This window comes from Enterobacter sp. BNK-14, assembly GCF_047456095.1.
Lineage (GTDB): Bacteria > Pseudomonadota > Gammaproteobacteria > Enterobacterales > Enterobacteriaceae > Enterobacter > Enterobacter kobei.
Genome location: NZ_CP179897.1, coordinates 144,894 through 167,576, shown reverse-complemented (window position 1 = coordinate 167,576; position 22,683 = coordinate 144,894). Strand labels below are relative to the sequence as shown.

Below are 22,683 nucleotides of genomic sequence, written 5' to 3'. Positions count from 1 at the left end.
TAACCGTTGTTTATCAGAGTAAAGAAACTGTCATCTACTTTAATGGAAAGGGATGTGCGAGGGTAATTCCTGAACGGTTAAAACTGTGAAAAATCGGTTAGTGATAAGTAAAAACTATCACAGCGTGAAGCAGTTCACATTTTTTAATGATGACGGGAAGAGATATGGACACACTGGCGCAGTACATCCAGACATTAACGCCGCAGCTGAGCGCGTGGCGTCGCGATTTTCACCATTTTGCGGAATCCGGCTGGGTAGAGTTTAGAACTGCAGCGAAAGTCGCTGAAATTCTTGATTCGCTGGGGTACAAACTGGCGATGGGGCGTGATGTGGTGGATGCCGAAAGCCGAATGGGATTGCCCGATGACGCAACGCTGGCGCGAGAATTTGCCCGAGCGCGTGCGCAAGGCGCACCCGAAAAATGGCTGGCACCGTTTGAAGGCGGATTTACCGGCATTGTGGCGACCCTTAAGACTGGCCGCCCGGGGCCAACCCTGGCGTTTCGCGTAGACATGGATGCCCTTGATTTAAGCGAAGCGCAGGACAACAGCCATCGCCCGTTCCGCGACGGTTTTGCCTCCTGCAACCCGGGAATGATGCACGCCTGCGCGCATGACGGCCATACCACCATTGGTCTGGGACTGGCGCAGGTGCTTAAGCAGAATGAAGCGCAGCTCAACGGCACCATCAGGCTCATCTTTCAGCCTGCCGAAGAAGGGACGCGCGGCGCACGCGCTATGGTTGCCGCCGGGGCGCTGGATGGCGTGGACTATTTTACTGCCATCCATATCGGTACCGGCGTGCCTGCCGGAACGGCGATCTGCGGCAGCGATAACTTTATGGCGACCACCAAGTTCGACGTGAATTTTACGGGCGTTGCCGCACACGCAGGCGGAAAACCGGAGGACGGGCGAAACGCCCTGCTCGCCGCCGCGCAGGCCGCTCTCGCCTTACACAGCATCGCACCGCACAGTGAAGGGGCTTCCCGCGTCAACGTCGGGGTCATGCAGGCCGGAAGCGGCCGCAACGTGGTGCCCGCGAATGCGCTCATCAAAGTGGAAACCCGCGGGGAAAGCGAAGCCATAAATCAGTATGTCTTTGAACGCGCGCAGGCCGTCATTACCGGGGCGGCCGCACTCTACGGCGTGAAGGCGGAGATGCGTCTGATGGGGGCCGCCACCTCCAGCGCGCCCACACCGGCCTGGGTTGATTATCTGCGCGAACAGGCGAGCCAGGTTTCCGGCATTGATCGCGCTATCGATAAGGTCAAAGCCCCCGCCGGCTCCGAAGACGCCACGCTGATGATGGCCCGCGTGCAGCAAAACGGCGGCATGGCGTCGTATATGGTATTCGGCACGGATTTGAGCGCTGGCCATCACAACGAAAAATTCGACTTCGATGAACAGGTTATGGCTATCGCCATCGAAACGCTGGCGCGGACTGCGCTCAATTTTCCGTGGACGCGAGGTGTGTAATGCAGGAGAACTACGCTTTTATTGCCGATGCCATCGATACGCGATGTCAAACGCTAACCGATATAGCCGATGCCATCTGGGATCACCCTGAAACCCGCTTTGAAGAATTTTGGTCCGCCGAACGACTCGCCGGCGCGCTGGAGGCCGAAGGCTTTACGTTGACTCGCGAGGCGGGCGGTATTCCAAACGCTTTTATTGCGAGCTACGGCAGTGGGAAACCGGTTATCGCCCTGCTCGGTGAATACGATGCGCTGGCCGGGCTAAGCCAGCAGGCGCATTGTGCAACCGCGCAATCCGCCACGCCGGGAGCGAATGGTCACGGCTGCGGGCATAACCTCCTGGGCACCGCGGCGCTGGCCGGTGCGGTGGCGGTAAAAAGCTGGCTTGAACAGCATGGCGGTAGCGGAACGGTGCGTTTTTACGGCTGCCCCGGGGAAGAAGGCGGCTCCGGCAAAACCTTTATGGTGCGGGAAGGACTGTTTGATGACGTCGATGCCGCCGTCACCTGGCACCCGGAAGCCTTTGCCGGCATGTTTAACGTCAGCACCCTGGCCAATATTCAGGCCGCCTGGCGTTTTCACGGCGTGGCGGCGCATGCGGCCAACTCCCCTCATCTGGGACGCAGCGCGCTGGATGCCGTGACGCTGATGACGACCGGCACCAACTTCCTTAATGAACACATCATTGAGAAAGCACGTGTCCATTACGCCATCACCGATACCGGCGGGATTTCGCCCAACGTTGTGCAGGCCCAGGCCGAAGTGCTGTACCTGATCCGCGCCCCGGAGATGGCCGATGCGCAGCAGATCTACGAACGCATTGAGAAAATCGCCCAGGGCGCGGCAATGATGACCGAAACCACCGTGGAGTGTCGCTTTGATAAAGCCTGCTCCAGCTACCTGCCGAACCGCACGCTTGAGGCGGCAATGTACCGGGCGTTACAACACTACGGCACGCCGGCGTGGACTGCTGAAGAGCGCGACTTTGCCCGTAAGATCCGCGCTACGCTCACGCCCAACGACCTGCAGAACAGCCTCAAAAATATAGCCGCCACGGGCGGAGACGCCGGTAAAGCCTTTGCCCGCCGTCATCAGGAGACACTCCTGGTGGATGAGATTGCGCCCTATGCCATTACCGATAACGTGCTGGCGGGTTCAACGGATGTGGGTGACGTCAGCTGGAAAATGCCGGTCGCCCAGTGCTTCAGCCCCTGCTTTACCGTGGGAACGCCGCTGCATACCTGGCAACTGGTGGCTCAGGGGCGAACCTCCATTGCTCACAAAGGCATGCTGCTGGCCGGGAAAGTCATGGGCGCCACGGCACTGAATCTGCTGCAGGATGCAGCCCTGCTAAAAAAATGTCGTGAAGAGTTCGAACAACAAATACAAGAAAAACCGTACGTGTGTCCGATCCCACAGGGCGTGACACCGTCACCTTTAAAATAAAAAAACACAACACAACAACACAACACTCCCGAGGAACGCCCATGAGTATGTCATCCATACCTTCGCATTCCCCATCCGGTAAGCTCTATGGCTGGGTTGAAAGGATCGGCAATAAAGTGCCACACCCTTTCCTGCTGTTTATCTATCTGATTGTCATTTTGATGGTTGCCACCGCCGTGCTCTCCGCCTTTGACGTGAGCGTGCGAAGTCCGGCCGATGGCAGCCTGGTGGCGGTGAAAAACCTGCTCAGCGTTGACGGGCTGCACTGGTTTTTACCTAACGTCATCAAAAACTTCAGCGGCTTCGCCCCGCTTGGCGCCATTCTGGCACTGGTATTAGGGGCCGGGCTGGCAGAGCGCGTGGGTTTGCTGCCTGCATTGATGGTGAAGATGGCATCCCACGTCAGCGCGCGTTACGCCAGCTATATGGTGCTGTTTATCGCCTTCTTCAGCCATATCTCCTCCGACGCCGCGCTGGTGATCATGCCGCCAATGGGGGCGTTGATCTTCCTCGCCGTCGGGCGGCACCCGGTGGCGGGCCTGCTGTCGGCAATTGCGGGCGTGGGCTGCGGATTTACCGCCAACCTGCTGATTGTCACCACTGACGTATTGCTCTCGGGCATCAGCACGGAGGCGGCGAAAACCATTGACGCAGCAATGCACGTCAGCGTAATCGACAACTGGTACTTTATGGCCAGCTCAGTGATTGTTCTGACGATTGTCGGCGGGCTGATTACCGACAAGATCATCGAGCCGCGTCTGGGCAAATGGGAAGGCCGTAGCGATGAAACGCTGGAGACGCTGAGCAAAGAGCAGAAATTCGGCCTGCGCGTGGCCGGTATTGTCTCGCTGATATTCATCGCCATGGTCGCGCTGATGGTGGTGCCGGAAAACGGTATTTTGCGCGATCCGGTTAAACATACCGTCCTGCCCTCGCCGTTTATACAGGGTATTGTGCCGCTGATCATTCTCTTCTTCTTTGTCGTTTCGCTCGCTTATGGTATCGCCACCGGCAAAATTCGCCGTCAGGGCGATCTGCCGCAGCTGATGATCGAACCGATGAAAGAGATGGCGGGTTTTATCGTCATGGTGTTCCCGCTGGCGCAGTTTGTGGCGATGTTTAACTGGAGCAACATGGGCAAGTTTATGGCCGTGGGCCTGACCGACGCGCTGGAAGCTGCCGGGTTAAGCGGCGTACCGGCGTTTGTCGGCCTGGCGCTATTGTCGTCCCTGCTGTGCATGTTCATCGCCAGCGGCTCCGCCATCTGGTCGATTCTGGCCCCGATCTTCGTGCCGATGTTTATGATGCTGGGCTTCCATCCGGCGTTTGCGCAGATCCTGTTCCGCATCGCCGATTCGTCAGTGATCCCGCTTGCACCGGTTTCGCCGTTTGTCCCGCTGTTTTTAGGCTTTCTGCAGCGCTATAAACCCGAGGCAAAACTGGGTACCTACTATTCGCTGGTTTTGCCCTACCCGCTTATCTTTTTAGGGGTATGGCTGGTGATGCTGGTGGCATGGTATCTTGTCGGCCTGCCGATTGGGCCGGGGATCTACCCGAGGCTGAACTAAAGGAATGAGGATGCTGAGATTACTCGAAGATAAAATTGCGACGCCGCTTGGGCCGCTGTGGGTGATCGCGGACGAGCAGTCTTGTCTGCGCGCCGTTGAATGGGAAGAGCACAGCGACCGCATGGAAGAGCTGCTGAACATTCATTATCGGGCGCAAGGTTTTGAACGTATCCGCGCCACCAATCCGGGTGGGCTGAGCGATAAGCTTGCGGCGTACTTCGAGGGCGATCTCAGCATCATCGATACACTCCCCACCGCCACGGCTGGCACCCCTTTCCAGCGTGAAGTGTGGCAGGCGCTGCGGGCCATTCCCTGCGGGCAGGTCATGCATTACGGCCAGCTCGCGGAGCAGCTGGGCCGCGCAGGCGCCGCGCGTGCGGTGGGGGCCGCCAATGGCTCTAATCCCGTTAGTATTGTCGTTCCCTGCCATCGCGTCATCGGACGCAACGGTACCCTGACCGGCTATGCCGGTGGCGTGCAGCGCAAGGAGTGGTTGCTGCGTCACGAAGGATATCTTCTGCTGTAGATCCCAGGCTTTTTGTGCTTAATTTTCTACCGGTTAGGCTAAAAATCCATAATCAAGCTGTGGAATTTCAAGAAGATGGCGACACATTGCCGTCTCTTGTCCTTATTGATGGTTTGTCAGGCTTACGTACTTACCAAAAAGATGTTAAAATTGACCAATATCAATTAAGGCTTGAGCAAACCTATGATCCCGGAAAAGCGAATTATACGACGCATTCAGTCTGGCGGTTGTGCTATCCATTGCCAGGATTGCAGCATCAGCCAGCTCTGTATCCCGTTTACCCTGAATGAGCATGAACTCGATCAGCTTGATAATATCATCGAGCGCAAAAAGCCTATTCAGAAAGGGCAGACGCTGTTTAAAGCCGGAGACGAACTGAAATCGCTCTATGCTATCCGCTCTGGCACCATCAAGAGCTATACCATCACCGAACAGGGTGATGAGCAGATCACCGGCTTCCATCTGGCGGGTGACCTGGTGGGCTTTGATGCCATCGGCACAGGCCATCACCCGAGCTTTGCTCAGGCGCTTGAAACCTCTATGGTTTGCGAAATCCCGTTTGAAACGCTGGACGACCTGTCCGGTAAGATGCCTAACCTGCGTCAGCAGATGATGCGTCTGATGAGCGGTGAGATCAAAGGCGATCAGGACATGATTCTGCTGCTTTCTAAAAAGAATGCAGAAGAGCGCCTGGCCGCGTTTATCTACAACCTCTCCCGCCGCTTCGCCGAACGGGGTTTCTCGCCGCGCGAATTCCGTCTGACCATGACCCGTGGTGATATCGGTAACTACCTGGGCCTGACCGTGGAAACCATCAGCCGTCTGCTGGGTCGTTTCCAGAAAAGCGGGATGCTGGCCGTTAAGGGTAAATACATCACTATCGAAAACGGTGAAGCACTGGCCGTGCTTGCCGGTCATGCCCGCAACGTGGCATAACTCTCCGCATGTTGATCACCAGACTGATAAATTCACATGATTTATTAGTCTGGTATAATCACTTCCGCTTTAAGCCGTCTTCACCGTAGCACATCCCCACACAGCGCCTGAAAGGTTGTCGTTGAGGTTATGAATTGAGAGAAAGTTTGTTTTTCGTTTCAGTCGTGATTGCCTCAGTGACCTTTATCTTCATCTGGATCATGCTTGTCGGCCCAATGAAGGGGGAGGAAAAAACCTACGTGCAGGACTCCACGACGTTTGCAATAGCGGTGATGGTGCTGCTGTTTATTGCGTTTATCGCGGTGACAACCACGGTGCTTTTCCTCTGATAAATTTTCATGAATTATTGATCTGACAAAAGCTCTCCTCTGTTTCATTCAGGATATATAGGTTACTCTTTTACTTACAGACTGTGGTGACAGTAGTAAGGAGACCTGTATGGCCAAGTATCAAAACATGCTGGTAGCTATCGATCCTAATCAGGACGATCAGCCGGCATTACGACGTGCTGTGTATCTACATCAACGGATTGGCGGCAAAATCAAAGCGTTTTTGCCGATCTATGACTTCTCGTATGAGATGACCACCCTTCTGTCGCCTGACGAGCGCACCGCTATGCGTCAGGGCGTCATCAGTCAGCGTACCGCGTGGATCCGTGAACAGGCGAAGTATTACCTTGAAGCGGGGGTTCCTATTGATATCAAAGTGGTCTGGCATAACCGACCTTTTGAAGCCATTATCCAGGAAGTCGTTGCCGGTGGACACGACCTGCTGCTGAAGATGGCGCACCAGCACGACAAGCTGGAATCCGTGATCTTCACCCCAACCGACTGGCACTTGCTGCGTAAATGCCCTTGCCCGGTCTGGATGGTGAAAGACCAACCGTGGCCGGAGGGCGGGAAAGCCGTGGTGGCAGTAAACCTCGCCAGCGAAGAGGATTATCATAATTCACTCAACGAGAAGCTGGTGAAGGAAACCATCCAGCTCGCTGACCAGGTCAATCACACTGAAGTGCATCTGGTGGGCGCCTATCCAGTCACCCCAATCAATATCGCCATTGAGTTGCCTGAATTTGACCCCAGCGTCTATAACGACGCCATTCGCGGCCAGCATTTGCTGGCCATGAAAGCGCTGCGCCAGAAGTTCAGCATTGACGAGAACATGACGCACGTAGAGAAAGGGCTGCCTGAAGAGGTGATCCCGGATTTAGCAGAACATTTGCAGGCCGGGATTGTGGTCCTGGGGACCATTGGCCGGACCGGTATTTCTGCCGCGTTCCTCGGCAATACCGCCGAACAGGTGATCGACCATCTACGCTGTGACCTGCTGGTCATTAAGCCAGATGAGTTCCAGACGCCGATTGAGCTGGACGATCCGGAAGACGATTAATATAACCCTGTCAGCCCGCCGCTCCGGCGGGCTTTTTTTTCAGCTCTCCATCACCGGCTTCGGCTGTTCACCCGCCTCATCCTGCATCCACGGCGCGTGCAATACCATGCTCGGCAGTGCCAGCTTAATCTCCTGAGCATTCAGCCCTTCAAGAATACGGATATTGATCTCCTGCTGGATATCCATGTATTTGTTGTAATCCGCAGTATTGACGATATGAACGACTTCAAACGTCAGACGGTCGCGGTCAAATCCGAGGAAATGGGCACGATCGAATTTTGTTTCACCCACATCGGTGATGATTTGCCTGACCATATCCCCCACGTAGCGCAGCTTATCGGGCGGCGTGTCGCTGGCCACGCCAAAGGTAAAGACGATACGACGTGTCTGCATACGTTTGTAGTTGTGGAGCGTTTGCTGGAGCAAAATGGCGTTGCCGCAGACGATCTGCTCCCCGCTCAGGCTGCGTATGCGGGTCGTTTTAAGGCCAATGTGCTCTACCGTTCCCGCCACGTCGTTGAACACCACAAAATCACCAATTTCAAACGGCTTATCAAAACCAATGGACAGGGAGGCAAACACGTCGCTCAGGATCGTTTGTACGGCGAGAGCGATGGCAATCCCCCCCACCCCAAGGCTGGCAACCAGAGCAGTGATGTTGACGCCCGCATTAGCAAGAATAGACAGCAGCATCACTGACCAGACAATGGCACGGAGAATAAGCCCCGTGATCACCAGCGTAACCGGGTTTTTATGACTTCCCGGTGCCAGCATGACGTGACGTAGCCACGACACAACGCCCTGATCCATCCACAGTGCCACCTGAATCGCGAAAACCAGGAACCAGGCATGGCTGACCGTGCCAAAAAGATGATCGGGTAAGTCAACAAAACGCAGGCTGAACAGAAGTGCTACGACAAAAAGCAGGATCCGACTCGTCCTGTTAAGCATATCGCTCAGGATAAAACGCATCCGGTTGGTGGTCGGGTGTTTGTCGCCCCAGGTGGTGATCCCTTTCTTAACGAACGCGATCAGGCGCGTCAGCAGCCAGTACACCAGCAGCGTGACAAAGACAACCGTGGCGACGCCTACCCAAAATGTCGGCGTCATCATCAACGCGATGATGTCGAAGCGGGACAGAAATTGCATTACACCTCCTCGTCTTACACAAAGGGTAAAGTATAGACAGAGGAGAAAAGCTGACCGCAGAAATAAGAAAACCGCCCCGAAGAGCGGTTTGTCAGGGTGAAGCGAAATTACAGTGCTTTCAGAATCGCATCCACGCTGGCTTTGGCGTCGCCAAACAGCATGTGGGTGTTCTCTTTGAAGAACAGCGGGTTCTGCACGCCAGCATAGCCGGTGTTCATGGAGCGTTTGAAGACAATCACGTTCTGCGCCTTCCATACTTCCAGAACCGGCATACCCGCGATTGGGCTGCGCGGATCGTCCTGCGCCGCCGGGTTAACGGTGTCGTTAGCGCCAATGACCAGCACGGTGTCGGTATCGGCGAAATCATCGTTGATCTCGTCCATCTCCAGCACGATGTCGTAAGGCACTTTCGCTTCCGCCAGCAGCACGTTCATGTGGCCTGGCAGACGTCCCGCCACCGGGTGAATACCAAAGCGAACCTTGATCCCACGCGCGCGCAGCTTCTCAGTAATTTCTGCGACCGGATACTGCGCCTGCGCCACCGCCATGCCATAGCCCGGGGTGATAATGACCGAGTGCGAGTTTTTCAGCATCTCTGCGGTATCTTCCGCGCTGATCTCACGGTGCTCACCCACTTCTTCATCAGAACCGGTAGAGGAGCCGTCAGAACCAAATCCCCCGGCGATAACGCTGATAAACGAACGGTTCATCGCCTTACACATGATGTAAGACAGGATCGCACCAGATGAACCCACCAGCGCACCGGTGACGATCAGCAGGTCGTTGCTCAGCATAAAGCCTGCCGCCGCCGCCGCCCAACCGGAGTAGGAGTTCAGCATGGAGACCACCACCGGCATATCCGCACCACCGATAGACGCCACCAGGTGCCAGCCAAATGCCAGCGCGATGAGGGTCATCACCAGTAATGCCAGCACCTGCAGGCCCACGCTTTCGGTACGCACGAAGATGACCATCAGTACAAACGATACCACCAGCGCCGCCAGGTTCAGCTTGTGACGGTTTGGCAGCATCAGCGGTTTAGACGAAATCTTACCGCGCAGTTTGCCGAACGCCACAATTGAGCCGGTGAAGGTCACCGCACCAATAAAGATGCCGAGGAACACTTCGGTCAGGTGAATGTTGACCAGAATCGGTTCCAGACCCGGTTCGTGATACAGGTAGCTGTTGAAGCCCACCAGCACGGCCGCCAGACCCACAAAGCTGTGCAGAATAGCAACCAGCTCCGGCATCTCGGTCATTTCAACGCGTTTCGCCAGGCGAATACCGATCGCGCCGCCGATGATCATCGCCACCAGGATCCACGCTACGTTGCCGGTGTCCGGCCCGAAGATGGTGGCGATCAGCGCAATCGCCATCCCGGCGATACCAAAGTTATTCCCCTGCTGAGACGTTTCGTGTTTGGAAAGCCCCGCCAGACTGAAAATAAACAGGATTGCAGCAACAATGTATGCGGCTGTGACTAATCCTCCAGACATATGCTACCCCTTAGCCTTTACGAAACATTTTCAGCATGCGCTGAGTCACGGTGAAACCACCGAAAATATTGATACTGGCGATCAGCACCGCAATAAAGCTCAGGAAGCTGATCCAGCCGCCGTGACCAATCTGCAGTAACGCCCCGACCACGATAATCCCGGAGATGGCGTTGGTCACCGACATCAGCGGCGTGTGCAACGCGTGGGAGACGTTCCACACCACGTAGTAACCGACCACGCAGGAGAGCGCGAAGACGGTAAAGTGGCCGAGGAACTCTTTCGGCGCGACGTCAGCCAGCCAACCGAACAGGATAATGACCAACGCCATGATGGCGTATTTACGCCATGGAGACGCCGGTTTAGCGGGTTCTTTTGGCTCTGGCGCCGCTTTCGGCGCGGCCTGAGGCTGAGCAGAAACCTGAATCGGCGGTGCCGGCCAGGTGATTTCACCATCACGGACAACGGTAACACCACGCACCACGACATCGTCGAAATCAACGGTGACGTTACCGTCTTTCTCTTTACACAGCAGCTTCAGCAGGTTAACCAGGTTGGTGCCGTACAGCTGAGACGACTGCGTTGGCAGGCGGCCTGGCAGATCGGTATAGCCGATCACCTTCACGCCGTTGGCGGTGGTCGTCACCTGATTAGCAACGGTGTACTCACAGTTACCGCCGTTTTGCGCCGCCAGGTCGACAATCACGCTGCCCGGCTTCATGGAATCCACCATCTCACGGGTGATAAGCTTCGGCGCAGGTTTACCCGGAATCAGCGCGGTGGTCACAATAATGTCGACATCTTTCGCCTGAGCGGCGAAGAGTTCCATTTCGGCTTTGATAAAGGCTTCGGACATGACTTTCGCGTAACCGTCACCGCTGCCCGCTTCTTCCTTGAAGTCCAGCTCAAGGAATTCGGCACCCATACTCTGGACCTGTTCCTTCACCTCCGGACGGGTATCAAATGCGCGCACGATAGCGCCGAGGCTGTTTGCCGCACCGATTGCGGCAAGCCCTGCCACACCCGCACCAATCACCATGACTTTTGCCGGAGGGACTTTCCCCGCCGCGGTGATCTGACCGGTAAAGAAGCGTCCAAATTCGTGAGCCGCTTCCACAATCGCGCGATAACCCGCAATGTTAGCCATGGAGCTTAAGGCATCCAGCGACTGCGCGCGCGAAATACGCGGCACGGAGTCCATCGCCATCACGGTCACGCCACGTGCAGCCAGCTTCTCCATAAGCGCTGGATTTTGCGCAGGCCAGATGAAGCTCACCAGCGTGGTGCCCGGATTCAGCAGCGCAATCTCACTCTCTTCCGGTGCGTTAACCTTCAGAATAACCGGCGACTGCCAGACTTCAGCACCGTCCACCACTTCCGCACCCGCCTGGATAAAGGCCTCGTCATCGAAACTCGCCAGTTTGCCTGCGCCGCTTTCAACCGCGACGGTAAAACCCAGCTTAAGCAGTTGCTCCACCGTTTTCGGTGTTGCCGCTACGCGGGTTTCATTGGCTAACCGTTCTTTTGGTACCCCAATACGCATAGTTTTCCCTTCCATCGGTTTTTGATGATGGTTTGTCGATAAATGCCCGCGGTTTGTATCAATTTTCGCCATTCTCATAGCGATGAGAGATGATTAACCCCGGAAAATAAAACAGTAACAAACTGTCTATAACCTACTGAAAATAGCGCCCGTGATCTACCGCCAGAAAACACTATTTCTTACTTTATCTGTGAAAAATAAGCGATCGGCGTCACTGACAGTGATATTTACCTTAAATTCATCGCCAGAACCGATAAATAGCGCAAGCGAAGCGGTAAAAACATGATATAGCGCCATAAGAGAACAAGTTATTAACATTAAATTAACTTGTAAAAGTCATATGCTTTATCAGTTTTACTTGTCAAACGCCTGTTTTTTCAACATATCACTAAATGTTATCGAATTCGTTAATTCAGTGAGCACAGGCAGTGAAAAATGGCGCAGACAGCGACGGGTTTTAAATGCCATAATCGGGGCCGTCTCAAATTAACAACAATACCAGTACATGGTTTGCGCAAGGCGAAGGATTATTTTTATGAAGCTTAAGAACACACTCCTGGCGTCCGCACTTCTCTGTGCGACCGCCCTGTCTGCGAATGCCGCAACAGAGTTAACGCCAGAGCAAGCGGCAGCGTTAAAACCTTTTGACCATACGGTCATTGTGGGTCGTTATAATTCTATTGGCGATGCCGTCGCCGCCGCATCAAAAGCCGCTGATAAAAACGGGGCGGCCTCGTTTTACGTTGTTGACCAGTCTGATTATGGCAACAGCGGCAACCAGCGCGTAACCATTGCGCTGTATAAAGACAATGCGCCAAAAGCAGACGCACCGAAAAACCGTGTGATTAACGGTATCGTTGAGCTGCCAAAAGATCAGGCAATTGAGCTGGAACCGTACGACACCGTTACCGTTCAGGGCTTCTATCGCAGCCAGCCTGAAGTGAACGATGCCATCACCAAAGCCGCGAAAGAGAAAGGGGCCTACTCGTTCTATATCGTGCGCCAGGTGGATGCTAACCAGGGCGGCAACCAGCGTATTACCGCATTCATCTATAAAGAAGATGCGAAGAAACGCGTTCTGCAGAGCCCGGATGCCATCCCTGCTGACTCCGAGGCGGGTCGCGCGGCGATAGCGAAAGGCGGCGAAGAAGCGAAGAAAGTTGAAATTCCAGGCGTAGCGACGACTGCGGCACCAAGCGCTGAAGTGGGCCGTTTCTTTGAAACGCAATCCACGAAAGGTGGCCGCTATTCCGTGACGCTGCCAGACGGCACCAAAATTGAAGAGCTGAACAAAGCCACTGCTGCACAGATGGTGCCGTTCGACAGCATCAAGTTTACCGGCAACTACGGCAACATGACGGAAGTCTCTTACCAGGTCGCGAAGCGTGCGGCGAAGAAAGGGGCGAAGTATTACCATATCACCCGCCAGTGGCAGGAACGTGGTAACAACGTGACCATCAGCGCCGATCTGTACAAGTAACAAAATCATTGACCAAAGGCGGCGCAATGCCGCCTTTTTTTGTTACTTTTTTCGAATTTCTGCCACACATCATTGCATGCTTTCGTGACACTCCGTAAAATCCCGCGCCTTAGTGTAATCCACCATTTTTATGCGCCGCAGCGAAATAATTATTCTGGATTGGGACTTTTCATAACAGGAAGCCAATGGAAAAGAAACTTGGCCTGAGTGCTCTGACTGCACTCGTTTTAAGCTCAATGCTGGGTGCGGGCGTATTCAGTTTACCGCAGAACATGGCTGCCGTCGCAAGCCCCGCCGCGTTACTCATCGGCTGGGGGATTACCGGCGTCGGGATATTGCTGCTGGCGTTCGCCATGCTGCTGCTCACCCGCATTCGCCCCGATCTGGACGGCGGTATTTTCACCTATGCGCGTGAAGGATTTGGCGAGCTGATCGGCTTCTGCTCCGCCTGGGGCTACTGGCTGTGCGCGGTGATCGCCAACGTCTCCTATCTGGTGATCGTTTTCTCAGCGCTCAGCTTCTTTACCGATACGCCTGAACTGCGTCTGTTTGGTGACGGCAATACCTGGCAGTCAATTGTCGGTGCCTCGGTGCTGCTCTGGGTAGTTCACTGGCTGATTTTGCGCGGCGTCCAGACTGCCGCCAGCATCAACCTGGTGGCAACGCTGGCGAAACTGGTGCCGCTCGGCCTGTTTATCGTACTGGCCTTTATTGCGTTTCGTCTTGATGTGTTTACGCTTGATTTCAGCGGCATTGCGCTGGGCGTTCCGGTCTGGGAGCAGGTGAAAAACACGATGCTGATCACCCTGTGGGTATTCATCGGTGTTGAGGGGGCAGTCGTGGTCTCTGCCCGCGCGCGCAACAAACGTGATGTGGGCCGTGCCACGCTGCTGGCCGTCCTGGCGGCGCTGGGCGTGTATCTGCTGGTAACGCTGCTGTCGCTGGGCGTGGTGGCGCGTCCTGAACTGGCCGAAATGCGTAACCCGTCAATGGCCGGGCTGATGGTGAAAATGCTTGGCCCGTGGGGTGACGTTGTGATTGCCGCGGGATTGATCGTCTCCGTCTGTGGCGCGTACCTGAGCTGGACCATCATGGCGGCTGAAGTGCCGTTCCTGGCCGCGACGCACAAAGCGTTTCCACGCCTGTTTGCCCGTCAAAACCAAAATAATGCCCCTTCAGCGTCTCTCTGGCTGACCAATATTAGCGTTCAGGTCTGTCTGGTGCTGATCTGGCTCACAGGTTCAGACTATAACACCCTGCTGACCATCGCCTCAGAGATGATTCTGGTACCCTATTTCTTAGTGGGCGCGTATTTGTTAAAAATCGCCACGCGTCCGGCGCATTATATCGTGGGTATCGGGGCCTGTATTTACGGTCTGTGGTTGTTGTATGCTTCCGGGCCTATGCATCTGCTGCTGTCGGTAGTGCTGTATGCGCCGGGTCTGCTGGTGTTTATCTACGCCCGCCGCACGCATCAGCTGGAGAACGCGCTGAGACGGCGTGAGATGGCCTTAATCGGACTGTTACTGGTTGCTGCCGTTCCGGCAACCTGGATGTTAATGGGATAGCCCTCGTCTTTCCCATTGTTGAACTGTAAAGGAGAATACGATGGGAAATACACCGCTTCGCCCAATACTGATCACGGGTGGAGGCCGCCGTATCGGCCTCGCCCTCGCCCATCATTTTCTCAACCTTCGCCATCCGGTCATTGTCAGTTACCGTACGGAATACCCGTCAATTGAGGGTTTGCGCAAAGCCGGAGCCGTCTGTATTCAGGCCGATTTTTCCACTGATGAGGGCATTCTGGCCTTTGCGGAGAAAGTGAAAGCCACCACCACGGGGTTGCGCGCCGTGATCCATAACGCCAGCGCCTGGCGGGCCGAGAAACCCGGCACGTCACTCAGCGAAACGCTCTCCGCGATGCTGCAGATCCACGTCAATGCCCCTTATCTGCTTAACCACGCCCTGCAGGATCTGCTGCGTGGCCATGGTCATGCTGCGGGGGACATTATTCACTTCACCGACTATGTAGTGGAACGCGGCAGCGACAAGCACATCGCCTATGCGGCCAGTAAAGCCGCGCTGGATAACATGACGCGTTCGTTCGCCCGCAAGCTCGCGCCTGAGGTGAAGGTGAATGCCATCGCTCCGGCGATGATTTTATTTAATGAAAACGATGATGCGGAGTATCGCCAGCAGGCGCTCAATAAGTCGCTCATGAAAATAGCCCCAGGCGAGAAAGAGGTGATCGACCTTGTGGATTACCTGCTCACCAGTTGCTATGTCACCGGCAGAACCTTTGCCGTGGACGGCGGCCGCCCGTTACGCTAGTGAAAGCGGCTCCAGAAGAAAATTAACACCCAGGCGCTGAGCCCCCAGCAAACCACTGCCCCGCCCAGCGCCAGGGGAAGCCGTAGAAAACCGGTGAAATACCATAACGAAAGCAGGTAGAGAAAATAGGGGATGATAGACCACATACCAAACACAATGGTGGTGCGTAGCGCCTCGGTTCCCCTTTCAGACGCCACAATATAATGGGCAATAAGCGCAAAGGTCGGGAACAACGGGATCAGCCCGGCAATATAGTAGTTTTTGGTTTTTGCCAGAATGCCTATCAGTAACACCACCAGCGCTCCCAGCGCCGCTTTGATCACCAGCCCCATACTTTTTCCTATAACAATCAAATAACAATATGAGCCAGAATAACGGAAGCGGCGTTAATTTTGAAAGATTAATGGAAGGTTAAGGTTCCGCGGTGTATGTTGGCTTTTTTCACGAAAACAGACGTTGTATGAATAAGATTGTTTATGTTGAAGACGAACCCGAAGTCGGGCAGTTGATCGCCGCCTATCTGGGCAAACATGATATGGACGTCATTGTTGAGCCTCGCGGCGATCGGGCCGAAGAGGTGGTCGTCCGTGAAAACCCGGACCTGGTGCTGCTGGATATCATGTTGCCTGGCAAAGACGGCATGACCCTCTGCCGCGACCTGCGCGCCCGCTGGGAAGGTCCTATCGTGTTGCTCACCTCTCTGGACAGCGATATGAACCATATCCTGTCGCTGGAGATGGGTGCCAACGATTACATTCTGAAAACCACACCGCCTGCCGTTCTGCTTGCCCGTCTGCGCCTGCATTTGCGCCAGCACGCAAGTGTCGAACGCGAATCGCCCGCCCCCTCTCTGACGCCGCACAAAGCGATGCGTTTTGGTACGCTGTCTATCGATCCGATCAACCGCCAGGTGCTGCTTTCCGGCGAGCTTATCGCCCTCTCCACCGCCGATTTTGACCTGCTGTGGGAACTGGCAACGCATGCCGGGCAAATCATGGACCGTGACGCGCTGCTGAAAAACCTGCGTGGCGTGAGCTATGACGGCATGGACCGCAGCGTCGACGTTGCGATTTCGCGCCTGCGCAAAAAGTTGCAGGATAATGCCACCGAGCCCTACCGCATTAAAACCGTGCGTAACAAAGGTTATCTGTTTGCCCCGCACGCCTGGGAAACCTGATTACGCTCACCGGCTAACCAAACATGCTCGAAATGAAGGCATTACACCGCGATGCCTTCTCTTTCTCGCGTTTAATTACCCGTTTGCGCAACAAATACTTGCTAAGCACGCTATCTAATCCATAATTAAAGTTCAATTGTCTCTTCTTCAGGCCGCACCGGCCCCGCTACCTGCTCACACCTGTTCCGCACATTCCCTCCCATGAAATCTTGAAATGAGGATTTAAGCCTATGAAATATGTATAGCTACCATGAAGTAGAAGCCATCAAAACCAATCTTGAATGGATTGTTAATCAGCTAACCTTTAAGCAATCCTCCCCCTCAGGTACCGACCTAAAAGCGCTCTTTGACCTGCTGGAACTGATTCAGTCTTACGAAATGCTCCTGGACTTAATCAGGGACTTCGGAACGGATGTGATTGATGCGCACATTGCGGAAGGCCTGGCCGTTACGGAAAAACTCATCGCCAAGGTTAAAAGAAGTGCGCATGCAATGTAAGAGGCGTCACAGACATGAAAACAGGTGAGGTTTTTCATGTATATTCTGCCTATCGCGTTTTTCCGGTGAGATGGAATGAAAAAGCTGTTTGTGCAGTTTTATCTTTTACTGTTTGTCTGCTTCCTGGTCATGACCATGCTGGTCGGGCTGGTCTATAAATTTACCGCCGAACGTGCGGGCAGGCAGTCGCTGGACGATTTGATGAAAAGCTCGCTGTATCTGATGCGGAGCGAACTCAGAGAGATCCCGCCGCACGACTGGGCGAACACCCTCAAAGAACTCGATCTGAACCTGTCATTTGATTTACGCATCGAGCCATTAAAAGATTTCGAGTTAGATCCGCCCGCAATGCAGCGCCTGCGCGATGGCGATATCGTGGCGCTGGATGAGAAATACACCTTTATCCAGCGTATTCCGCGCAGCCATTATGTGCTGGCTGTCGGGCCGGTTCCTTATCTCTATTATCTTCACCAGATGCGCCTGCTGGACATGGCGTTGATGGCCTTTATCGCCATTTCGCTCGCGTTTCCGGTCTTTATCTGGATGCGTCCCCACTGGCAGGACATGCTGAAGCTGGAATCCGCCGCACAGCGTTTTGGCGAGGGGCATTTCACCGAGCGCATTCACTTCGACAGCGGTTCCAGCTTTGAACGGCTGGGCGTGGCCTTTAACCAGATGGCCGATAACATCAATGCCCTGATCGCCAGTAAAAAACAGCTAATCGACGGTATTGCCCACGAGCTGCGCACGCCACTGGTTCGCCTGCGTTATCGTCTGGAGATGAGCGAGAATCTGACAGAAGCGGAGTCACTCGCACTAAACCGCGATATTGGTCAGCTTGAAGCGCTGATTGAAGAGCTGCTCACCTACGCGCGCCTCGACCGCCCACAAAACGAGCTGAACCTCAGTACGCCAGATCTGCCCGCCTGGCTGCAAACCCATATTGATGATGTTCAGAGCGTGAACCCGCAACGCACGCTGTTGACGCGCGTCACGCCCGGCGATTACGGCGCGCTCGATATGCGGCTGATGGAGCGCGTGCTTGATAACCTGCTGAACAACGCCATGCGCTACAGCGAAAGTACGCTACAGATTGGACTGGATTTGCAGGGTAACCAGGCAAGCCTGACAGTTGAAGACGATGGACCGGGAATTGCACCGGAAGCACGCGAAACCGTATTTGAACCGTTTGTCCGCCTCGATCCCAGCCGCGATCGCGCCACCGGCGGGTGCGGACTGGGGCTGGCCATTGTTTACTCTATCGCGCAGGCCATGGGCGGCACGGTGCATTGTGAGGAGAGCGAACTCGGCGGCGCACGCTTCTGCTTTAACTGGCCGGTGTACCATAACATCGCCCTTCCCGTCCCTGTCTGACCTTAACCGCACGCTGGCCTGACCCGGCGTGCTGTGCTATATGATAAGTATGTTGTAACTAATGAGAGTGCTTATGGCAACCTACGATCTCATCGAACGGCTGAACAGCACGTTCCGCGAAATAGAACACGAATTGCTAACGCTGACCGCGCGTTTACAAACCTGCCGCCTGCTGGCCGCGCGCGTCTTTACCCTGCCCGATATCGCCAAAGGCGCGGAGCACGATCCGCTCGACGCCATTGAGGTGAAGCAGCATATCGGCAGCGCCGCGCTTGAGCTGGCCCTGAAGCACTACCGCCACCTTTTTATTCAGCAGCAGTCGGAACAGCGCAGCAGCAAGGCGGCGGTGCGCCTGCCGGGCGTGCTCTGCCTGCAAACCGATGCCACCACGCGCGAGGCGCTGGAAAACCAGATTGCGCATATCAACGCCCTGAAAGCAACGTTTGAGAAGATAGTGACCGAAGAGTCCGGCCTCGCTCCGGCCGCCCGGTTTGAGTGGGTGCACCGCCAGCTTCCGGGATTAATTACCCTTAATGCCTACCGCACGCTGACCGTACTGCGTCACCCTGCCACGCTACGCTTCGGCTGGGCGAATAAGCACATCATTAAAAACTTCACCCGGGATGAGGTGCTGGCGCAGCTGGAAAAAAGTCTTAAGGCACCGCGTACCGTTGCACCGTGGTCGCGTGAACAGTGGATTGAGCGTCTGGAGCAGGAGTATCACAGCATCGCCTCGTTACCGGCGGATACGCGCCTCAAAATTAAGCGTCCGGTAAAGGTGCAGCCTATCGCTCGCGTCTGGTATTCCGGTCAGCAAAAACAGGTACAATATGCCTGCCCGACGCCGCTGATTGCGCTTTATGATGCCGATCAGGGCGCCATCGTGCCGGATATTGGTGAGCTGCTGAATTACGACGCTGAAAATGTTCAGCACCGTTATCGGCCTCAGGCGCAGCCGCTACAGCTGATTATTCCGCGGCTGCACCTGTATGTGGCGGGATGATTATTTCAGACTGCCGACCATCGCTTCCGGGCGAACCCAGGCGTCAAATTCCGCCTCCGTTAGATAACCCAGCGCCAGAGCGGCAGCTTTCAGCGTTAGCCCCTCTTTGTGCGCCTTTTTGGCGATCTCGGCGGCCTTGTCGTAACCGATATGGGTATTGAGTGCGGTGACCAGCATCAGAGACTCATTCAGCAGCTGGCTGATGCGCTCGCGGTTTGGCTCTATGCCCACCGCACAATGCGCGTTAAAGCTCTCCATCCCGTCGGCCAGCAGACGAACAGATTGCAGCACGTTGTGAATCACCATCGGACGATAGACGTTCAGCTCGAAGTTGCCGGACGCGCCGCCCAGGTTAACCGCCACGTCGTTGCCCATCACCTGACAGCAGAGCATGGTCATGGCTTCGCACTGGGTCGGGTTGACTTTACCCGGCATGATAGAGCTGCCCGGCTCGTTTTCCGGAATGCTGATTTCACCGATACCGCAGCGCGGCCCTGAGGCCAGCCAGCGGACGTCGTTGGCAATTTTCATCAGCGAAGCCGCCAGACCTTTCAGCGCGCCATGGGTGTGAACCAGCGCATCGCAGGTCGCCAGCGCTTCGAATTTATTGGGCGCCGTGACGAATGGCTGGCCGGTAATGGCCGCAAGCTCCTTCGCCACGCGCACCGCGTACTCAGGATGCGTATTTAACCCGGTACCGACCGCCGTGCCACCGAGCGCCAGCTCCGCCAGATGGGGCAAGCTGTTCTCGATATGCTTCAGGTTATGTTCCAGCATCGCCACCCAGCCGGAAATCTCCTGACCGAGCGTCAGTGGCGTAGCGTCCTGAAGGTGAGTACGGCCAATTTTAACGATGTTGCGGAAGGCCTGCGCTTTCTCGTTGAGCGTGGTTTTGAGCACGTTGAGCTGCGGAATAAGCTGCTCGCGGATCGCGATCACCGCCGCTACGTGCATCGCCGTCGGGAAGACGTCGTTGGAACTCTGGCTTTTGTTAACGTCATCGTTCGGGTGGATCTTACGCTCCATGCCGCGCACGCCGCCCAGCAGTTCACTTGCCCGGTTCGCCAGCACTTCGTTCATGTTCATGTTGCTTTGGGTACCGGAACCGGTTTGCCAGATGGCGAGGGGAAATTCGTCGGGATGTTTACCGGCCAGCACTTCGTCGGCGGCATTAATGATCGCGGTGGCTTTATCTGCGCCCAGCAGGCCTAAATCCTGATTTACTTTTGCCGCTGCACGTTTGGTGAGTGCCAACGCCTGAATCAGCGAGACGGGCATTTTTTCGGTCGAAATACGGAAGTGCTCCAGCGAACGCTGGGTTTGCGCACCCCATAGCTTGTCAGCCGGAACCTCGATTGCGCCCATAGAGTCTTTCTCATGGCGTACCGTTGTCATTACTTTCTCCTTGATAACACTGTCGGGATTGCTCACATGCTTAAGAGATAAGTATTGATGACTTCTGAGAAACGATATGGCGCTTTGTGCGCTCTTTTTGGATTCGGGTGGCGCTAACGCCACCCGACAAGGTTTTAACTTACTTCACACACGCTGAACACTGGGACGACTGGATTTGCTTGAAGAAGTCGTTACCTTTGTCATCCACCAGGATAAACGCCGGGAAATCTTCCACTTCAATTTTCCAGATGGCTTCCATACCCAGTTCCGGGTATTCCACGCATTCCAGGCTCTTGATACTGCCCTGCGCAAGGACCGCCGCCGGGCCGCCGATGCTGCCAAGGTAGAAACCGCCATGCTTATGGCATGCGTCCGTTACCTGCTGGCTACGGTTGCCTTTTGCCAGCATGATCATGCTGCCGCCGTTGGCCTGCAGCTGGTCAACGTAGGAGTCCATACGGCCCGCCGTGGTAGGACCTAACGAGCCGGAAGCATAGCCTTCAGGCGTTTTGGCCGGTCCTGCGTAGTAGATCGGGTGATCTTTAATGTACTGCGGCAGCCCTTCACCGTTATCCAGACGCTCTTTCAGCTTCGCGTGCGCAATGTCACGGCCGACGATAATAGTGCCGTTCAGAGAGAGGCGAGTCGACACCGGGTACTGAGAAAGCTGGGCCAGGATCTCTTTCATCGGACGGTTAAGGTCAACGCGAACCGCTTCCCCCTCACCCGCTTTACGCAGTTCTTCCGGGATGTATTTGCCTGGGTTGTTTTCCAGTTTTTCGATCCAGATGCCTTCGCGGTTGATCTTCGCCTTGATGTTGCGATCCGCAGAGCAGGAAACGCCCATGCCGACCGGGCAGGATGCACCGTGACGCGGCAGACGGATCACGCGCACGTCGTGAGCAAAGTATTTACCGCCAAACTGTGCGCCGAGCCCCAGGTTACGCGCTTCTTCCAGTAGCTCCTGCTCAAGCTGCACGTCGCGGAATGCCTGGCCGTGTTCATTACCTTCCGTTGGCAGACCGTCATAGTATTTGGTTGAGGCCAGTTTGACGGTTTTCAGCGTGCTCTCAGCCGAGGTACCGCCAATCACAAACGCGATGTGGTACGGCGGGCATGCAGCCGTACCGAGAGTACGCATTTTCTCGACCAGGTAGTTCTTCAGCTTGCCCGGGGTGAGCAGCGCTTTGGTTTCCTGGTAGAGATAGGTTTTGTTGGCCGAACCGCCGCCTTTGGCGATGCAGAGGAATTTGTACTCATCACCGTCGACGCTGTAGAGATCTATCTGTGCGGGCAGGTTGGTGCCGGTGTTGACCTCTTTGTACATATCCAGCGCCGCGTTTTGCGAGTAGCGCAGGTTATCTTCGGTATAGGTGTTGTAAACACCGTGGGCCAGCGCCGCTTCATCACCGCCGCCGGTCCAGACGCGCTGGCCTTTTTTACCAACGATAATCGCCGTGCCGGTGTCCTGACAGGTTGGCAGAATGCCTTTCGCCGCGATATCGGAGTTACGCAGGAACTGCAGGGCAACGTATTTATCGTTCTCGCTGGCTTCCGGGTCGCTCAGAATATCGGCTACCTGCTGCTGATGCGCAGGACGGAGCATAAACGAGGCGTCGTGGAAAGCGTGCTGCGCCAGCAGCGTTAGCGCCTGCGGATCCACCTTAAGGATCTCTTGTCCTTCAAACTCAGAAACGGAGACGTGATCGCGGGTTAACAGGTAATACTCGGTCTGATCCTTACTGAGGGGGAAAGGATCCTGATAATGGAAGGGTTTATTCGACATTGTTCTCTCACTTACTGCTTCGGTCTGTTTATTCAGGGCAGATGTTCCGCTGCCCGGCTTAAAAGCGAGTCAGCTTATCCTACACAATTTTTTAACAAAAACTGAGACTAGTACG

General features: G+C 55.2%; 20 protein-coding genes. 14 read left to right on the top strand and 6 right to left on the bottom strand.

Annotated elements, in window-relative coordinates; all coding sequences use genetic code 11:
- Positions 1-164 precede the first annotated feature (164 nt).
- The 7 genes from ACMGGM_RS00850 (at position 165) to uspE (ending at position 7,339) form a co-directional block, all read left to right on the top strand.
- Positions 165-1,475 (top strand): M20 family metallo-hydrolase, encoded by a 1,311-nt coding sequence (locus tag ACMGGM_RS00850; protein WP_045134983.1) that lies wholly within the window; start codon positions 165-167, stop codon positions 1,473-1,475.
- Complete coding sequence (locus tag ACMGGM_RS00845) at positions 1,475-2,920, top strand: M20 family metallopeptidase (RefSeq protein ID WP_045134982.1); 1,446 nt, start codon at positions 1,475-1,477, stop codon at positions 2,918-2,920. Before ACMGGM_RS00850 ends, ACMGGM_RS00845 begins: the two co-directional genes overlap by 1 nt.
- A gap of 41 nt (positions 2,921-2,961) precedes the next feature.
- A complete protein-coding gene (gene abgT, locus ACMGGM_RS00840) occupies positions 2,962-4,488 on the top strand; it encodes a p-aminobenzoyl-glutamate transporter (protein WP_023330270.1) in 1,527 nt (508 codons plus the stop codon).
- A gap of 10 nt (positions 4,489-4,498) precedes the next feature.
- Positions 4,499-5,014: a methylated-DNA--[protein]-cysteine S-methyltransferase gene (ogt, locus tag ACMGGM_RS00835; protein ID WP_014883605.1), complete on the top strand. Its 516-nt coding sequence runs from the start codon at positions 4,499-4,501 to the stop codon at positions 5,012-5,014.
- Between the two features lie 183 nt (positions 5,015-5,197).
- Positions 5,198-5,950, top strand: a complete 753-nt coding sequence (fnr, locus tag ACMGGM_RS00830; RefSeq protein WP_006174991.1) for a fumarate/nitrate reduction transcriptional regulator Fnr — start codon at positions 5,198-5,200, stop codon at positions 5,948-5,950.
- A 146-nt stretch (positions 5,951-6,096) separates the two neighbouring features.
- Positions 6,097-6,279 (top strand): hypothetical protein, encoded by a 183-nt coding sequence (locus ACMGGM_RS00825; RefSeq protein WP_014883604.1) that lies wholly within the window; start codon positions 6,097-6,099, stop codon positions 6,277-6,279.
- A 109-nt stretch (positions 6,280-6,388) separates the two neighbouring features.
- Complete coding sequence (uspE, locus tag ACMGGM_RS00820; RefSeq protein WP_014883603.1) at positions 6,389-7,339, top strand: universal stress protein UspE; 951 nt, start codon at positions 6,389-6,391, stop codon at positions 7,337-7,339.
- A gap of 39 nt (positions 7,340-7,378) precedes the next feature.
- Here the strand turns inward: uspE and ACMGGM_RS00815 are convergent, their stop codons facing one another.
- The 3 genes from ACMGGM_RS00815 to pntA form a co-directional block, all read right to left on the bottom strand.
- Positions 7,379-8,488: a mechanosensitive ion channel family protein gene (locus ACMGGM_RS00815; RefSeq protein WP_045269495.1), complete on the bottom strand. Its 1,110-nt coding sequence runs from the start codon at positions 8,486-8,488 to the stop codon at positions 7,379-7,381.
- A gap of 107 nt (positions 8,489-8,595) precedes the next feature.
- Positions 8,596-9,984, bottom strand: a complete 1,389-nt coding sequence (pntB, locus tag ACMGGM_RS00810) for a Re/Si-specific NAD(P)(+) transhydrogenase subunit beta (RefSeq protein ID WP_023330269.1) — start codon at positions 9,982-9,984, stop codon at positions 8,596-8,598.
- Between the two features lie 10 nt (positions 9,985-9,994).
- Positions 9,995-11,524 (bottom strand): Re/Si-specific NAD(P)(+) transhydrogenase subunit alpha, encoded by a 1,530-nt coding sequence (gene pntA, locus ACMGGM_RS00805; RefSeq protein ID WP_023330268.1) that lies wholly within the window; start codon positions 11,522-11,524, stop codon positions 9,995-9,997.
- 535 nt (positions 11,525-12,059) lie between these two features.
- Between pntA and ydgH the strand changes: the two genes are divergently transcribed.
- From ydgH to folM, 3 genes are all read left to right on the top strand, one after another.
- Complete coding sequence (gene ydgH / locus ACMGGM_RS00800) at positions 12,060-13,004, top strand: DUF1471 family protein YdgH (RefSeq protein ID WP_014883599.1); 945 nt, start codon at positions 12,060-12,062, stop codon at positions 13,002-13,004.
- Positions 13,005-13,189: 185 nt separating this feature from the next.
- On the top strand, positions 13,190-14,572 hold the full coding sequence (locus ACMGGM_RS00795; RefSeq protein WP_023330267.1) for an amino acid permease: 1,383 nt from the start codon (positions 13,190-13,192) through the stop codon (positions 14,570-14,572).
- Between the two features lie 40 nt (positions 14,573-14,612).
- Positions 14,613-15,335, top strand: coding sequence for a dihydromonapterin reductase (folM, locus tag ACMGGM_RS00790; RefSeq protein ID WP_014883597.1), 723 nt, complete (start codon positions 14,613-14,615; stop codon positions 15,333-15,335).
- Here folM and ACMGGM_RS00785 read toward each other — a convergent pair.
- A complete protein-coding gene (locus ACMGGM_RS00785) occupies positions 15,332-15,667 on the bottom strand; it encodes a GlpM family protein (protein ID WP_014883596.1) in 336 nt (111 codons plus the stop codon). The genes folM and ACMGGM_RS00785 overlap by 4 nt on opposite strands.
- 128 nt (positions 15,668-15,795) lie before the next feature.
- Here ACMGGM_RS00785 and rstA point away from each other — a divergent pair, with 128 nt between their 5' ends.
- From rstA to tus, 4 genes are all read left to right on the top strand, one after another.
- Positions 15,796-16,512: a two-component system response regulator RstA gene (gene rstA / locus ACMGGM_RS00780; protein ID WP_032636775.1), complete on the top strand. Its 717-nt coding sequence runs from the start codon at positions 15,796-15,798 to the stop codon at positions 16,510-16,512.
- Positions 16,513-16,749: 237 nt separating this feature from the next.
- Entirely contained in the window at positions 16,750-17,010 is a 261-nt protein-coding gene (locus ACMGGM_RS00775; RefSeq protein ID WP_045134981.1) for a hypothetical protein, read from the top strand.
- A 75-nt stretch (positions 17,011-17,085) separates the two neighbouring features.
- On the top strand, positions 17,086-18,384 hold the full coding sequence (rstB, locus tag ACMGGM_RS00770) for a two-component system sensor histidine kinase RstB (RefSeq protein WP_063943061.1): 1,299 nt from the start codon (positions 17,086-17,088) through the stop codon (positions 18,382-18,384).
- A gap of 73 nt (positions 18,385-18,457) precedes the next feature.
- A complete protein-coding gene (gene tus / locus ACMGGM_RS00765) occupies positions 18,458-19,387 on the top strand; it encodes a DNA replication terminus site-binding protein (protein ID WP_063943059.1) in 930 nt (309 codons plus the stop codon).
- Here the strand turns inward: tus and fumC are convergent, their stop codons facing one another.
- Positions 19,388-20,782 carry a class II fumarate hydratase gene (fumC, locus tag ACMGGM_RS00760; RefSeq protein WP_414149082.1) on the bottom strand — a complete coding sequence of 465 codons (1,395 nt, stop codon included), beginning with the start codon at positions 20,780-20,782 and terminating at the stop codon, positions 19,388-19,390.
- Between the two features lie 139 nt (positions 20,783-20,921).
- Positions 20,922-22,568 (bottom strand): class I fumarate hydratase FumA, encoded by a 1,647-nt coding sequence (gene fumA, locus ACMGGM_RS00755; RefSeq protein WP_014883590.1) that lies wholly within the window; start codon positions 22,566-22,568, stop codon positions 20,922-20,924.
- Positions 22,569-22,683: the final 115 nt, after the last annotated feature.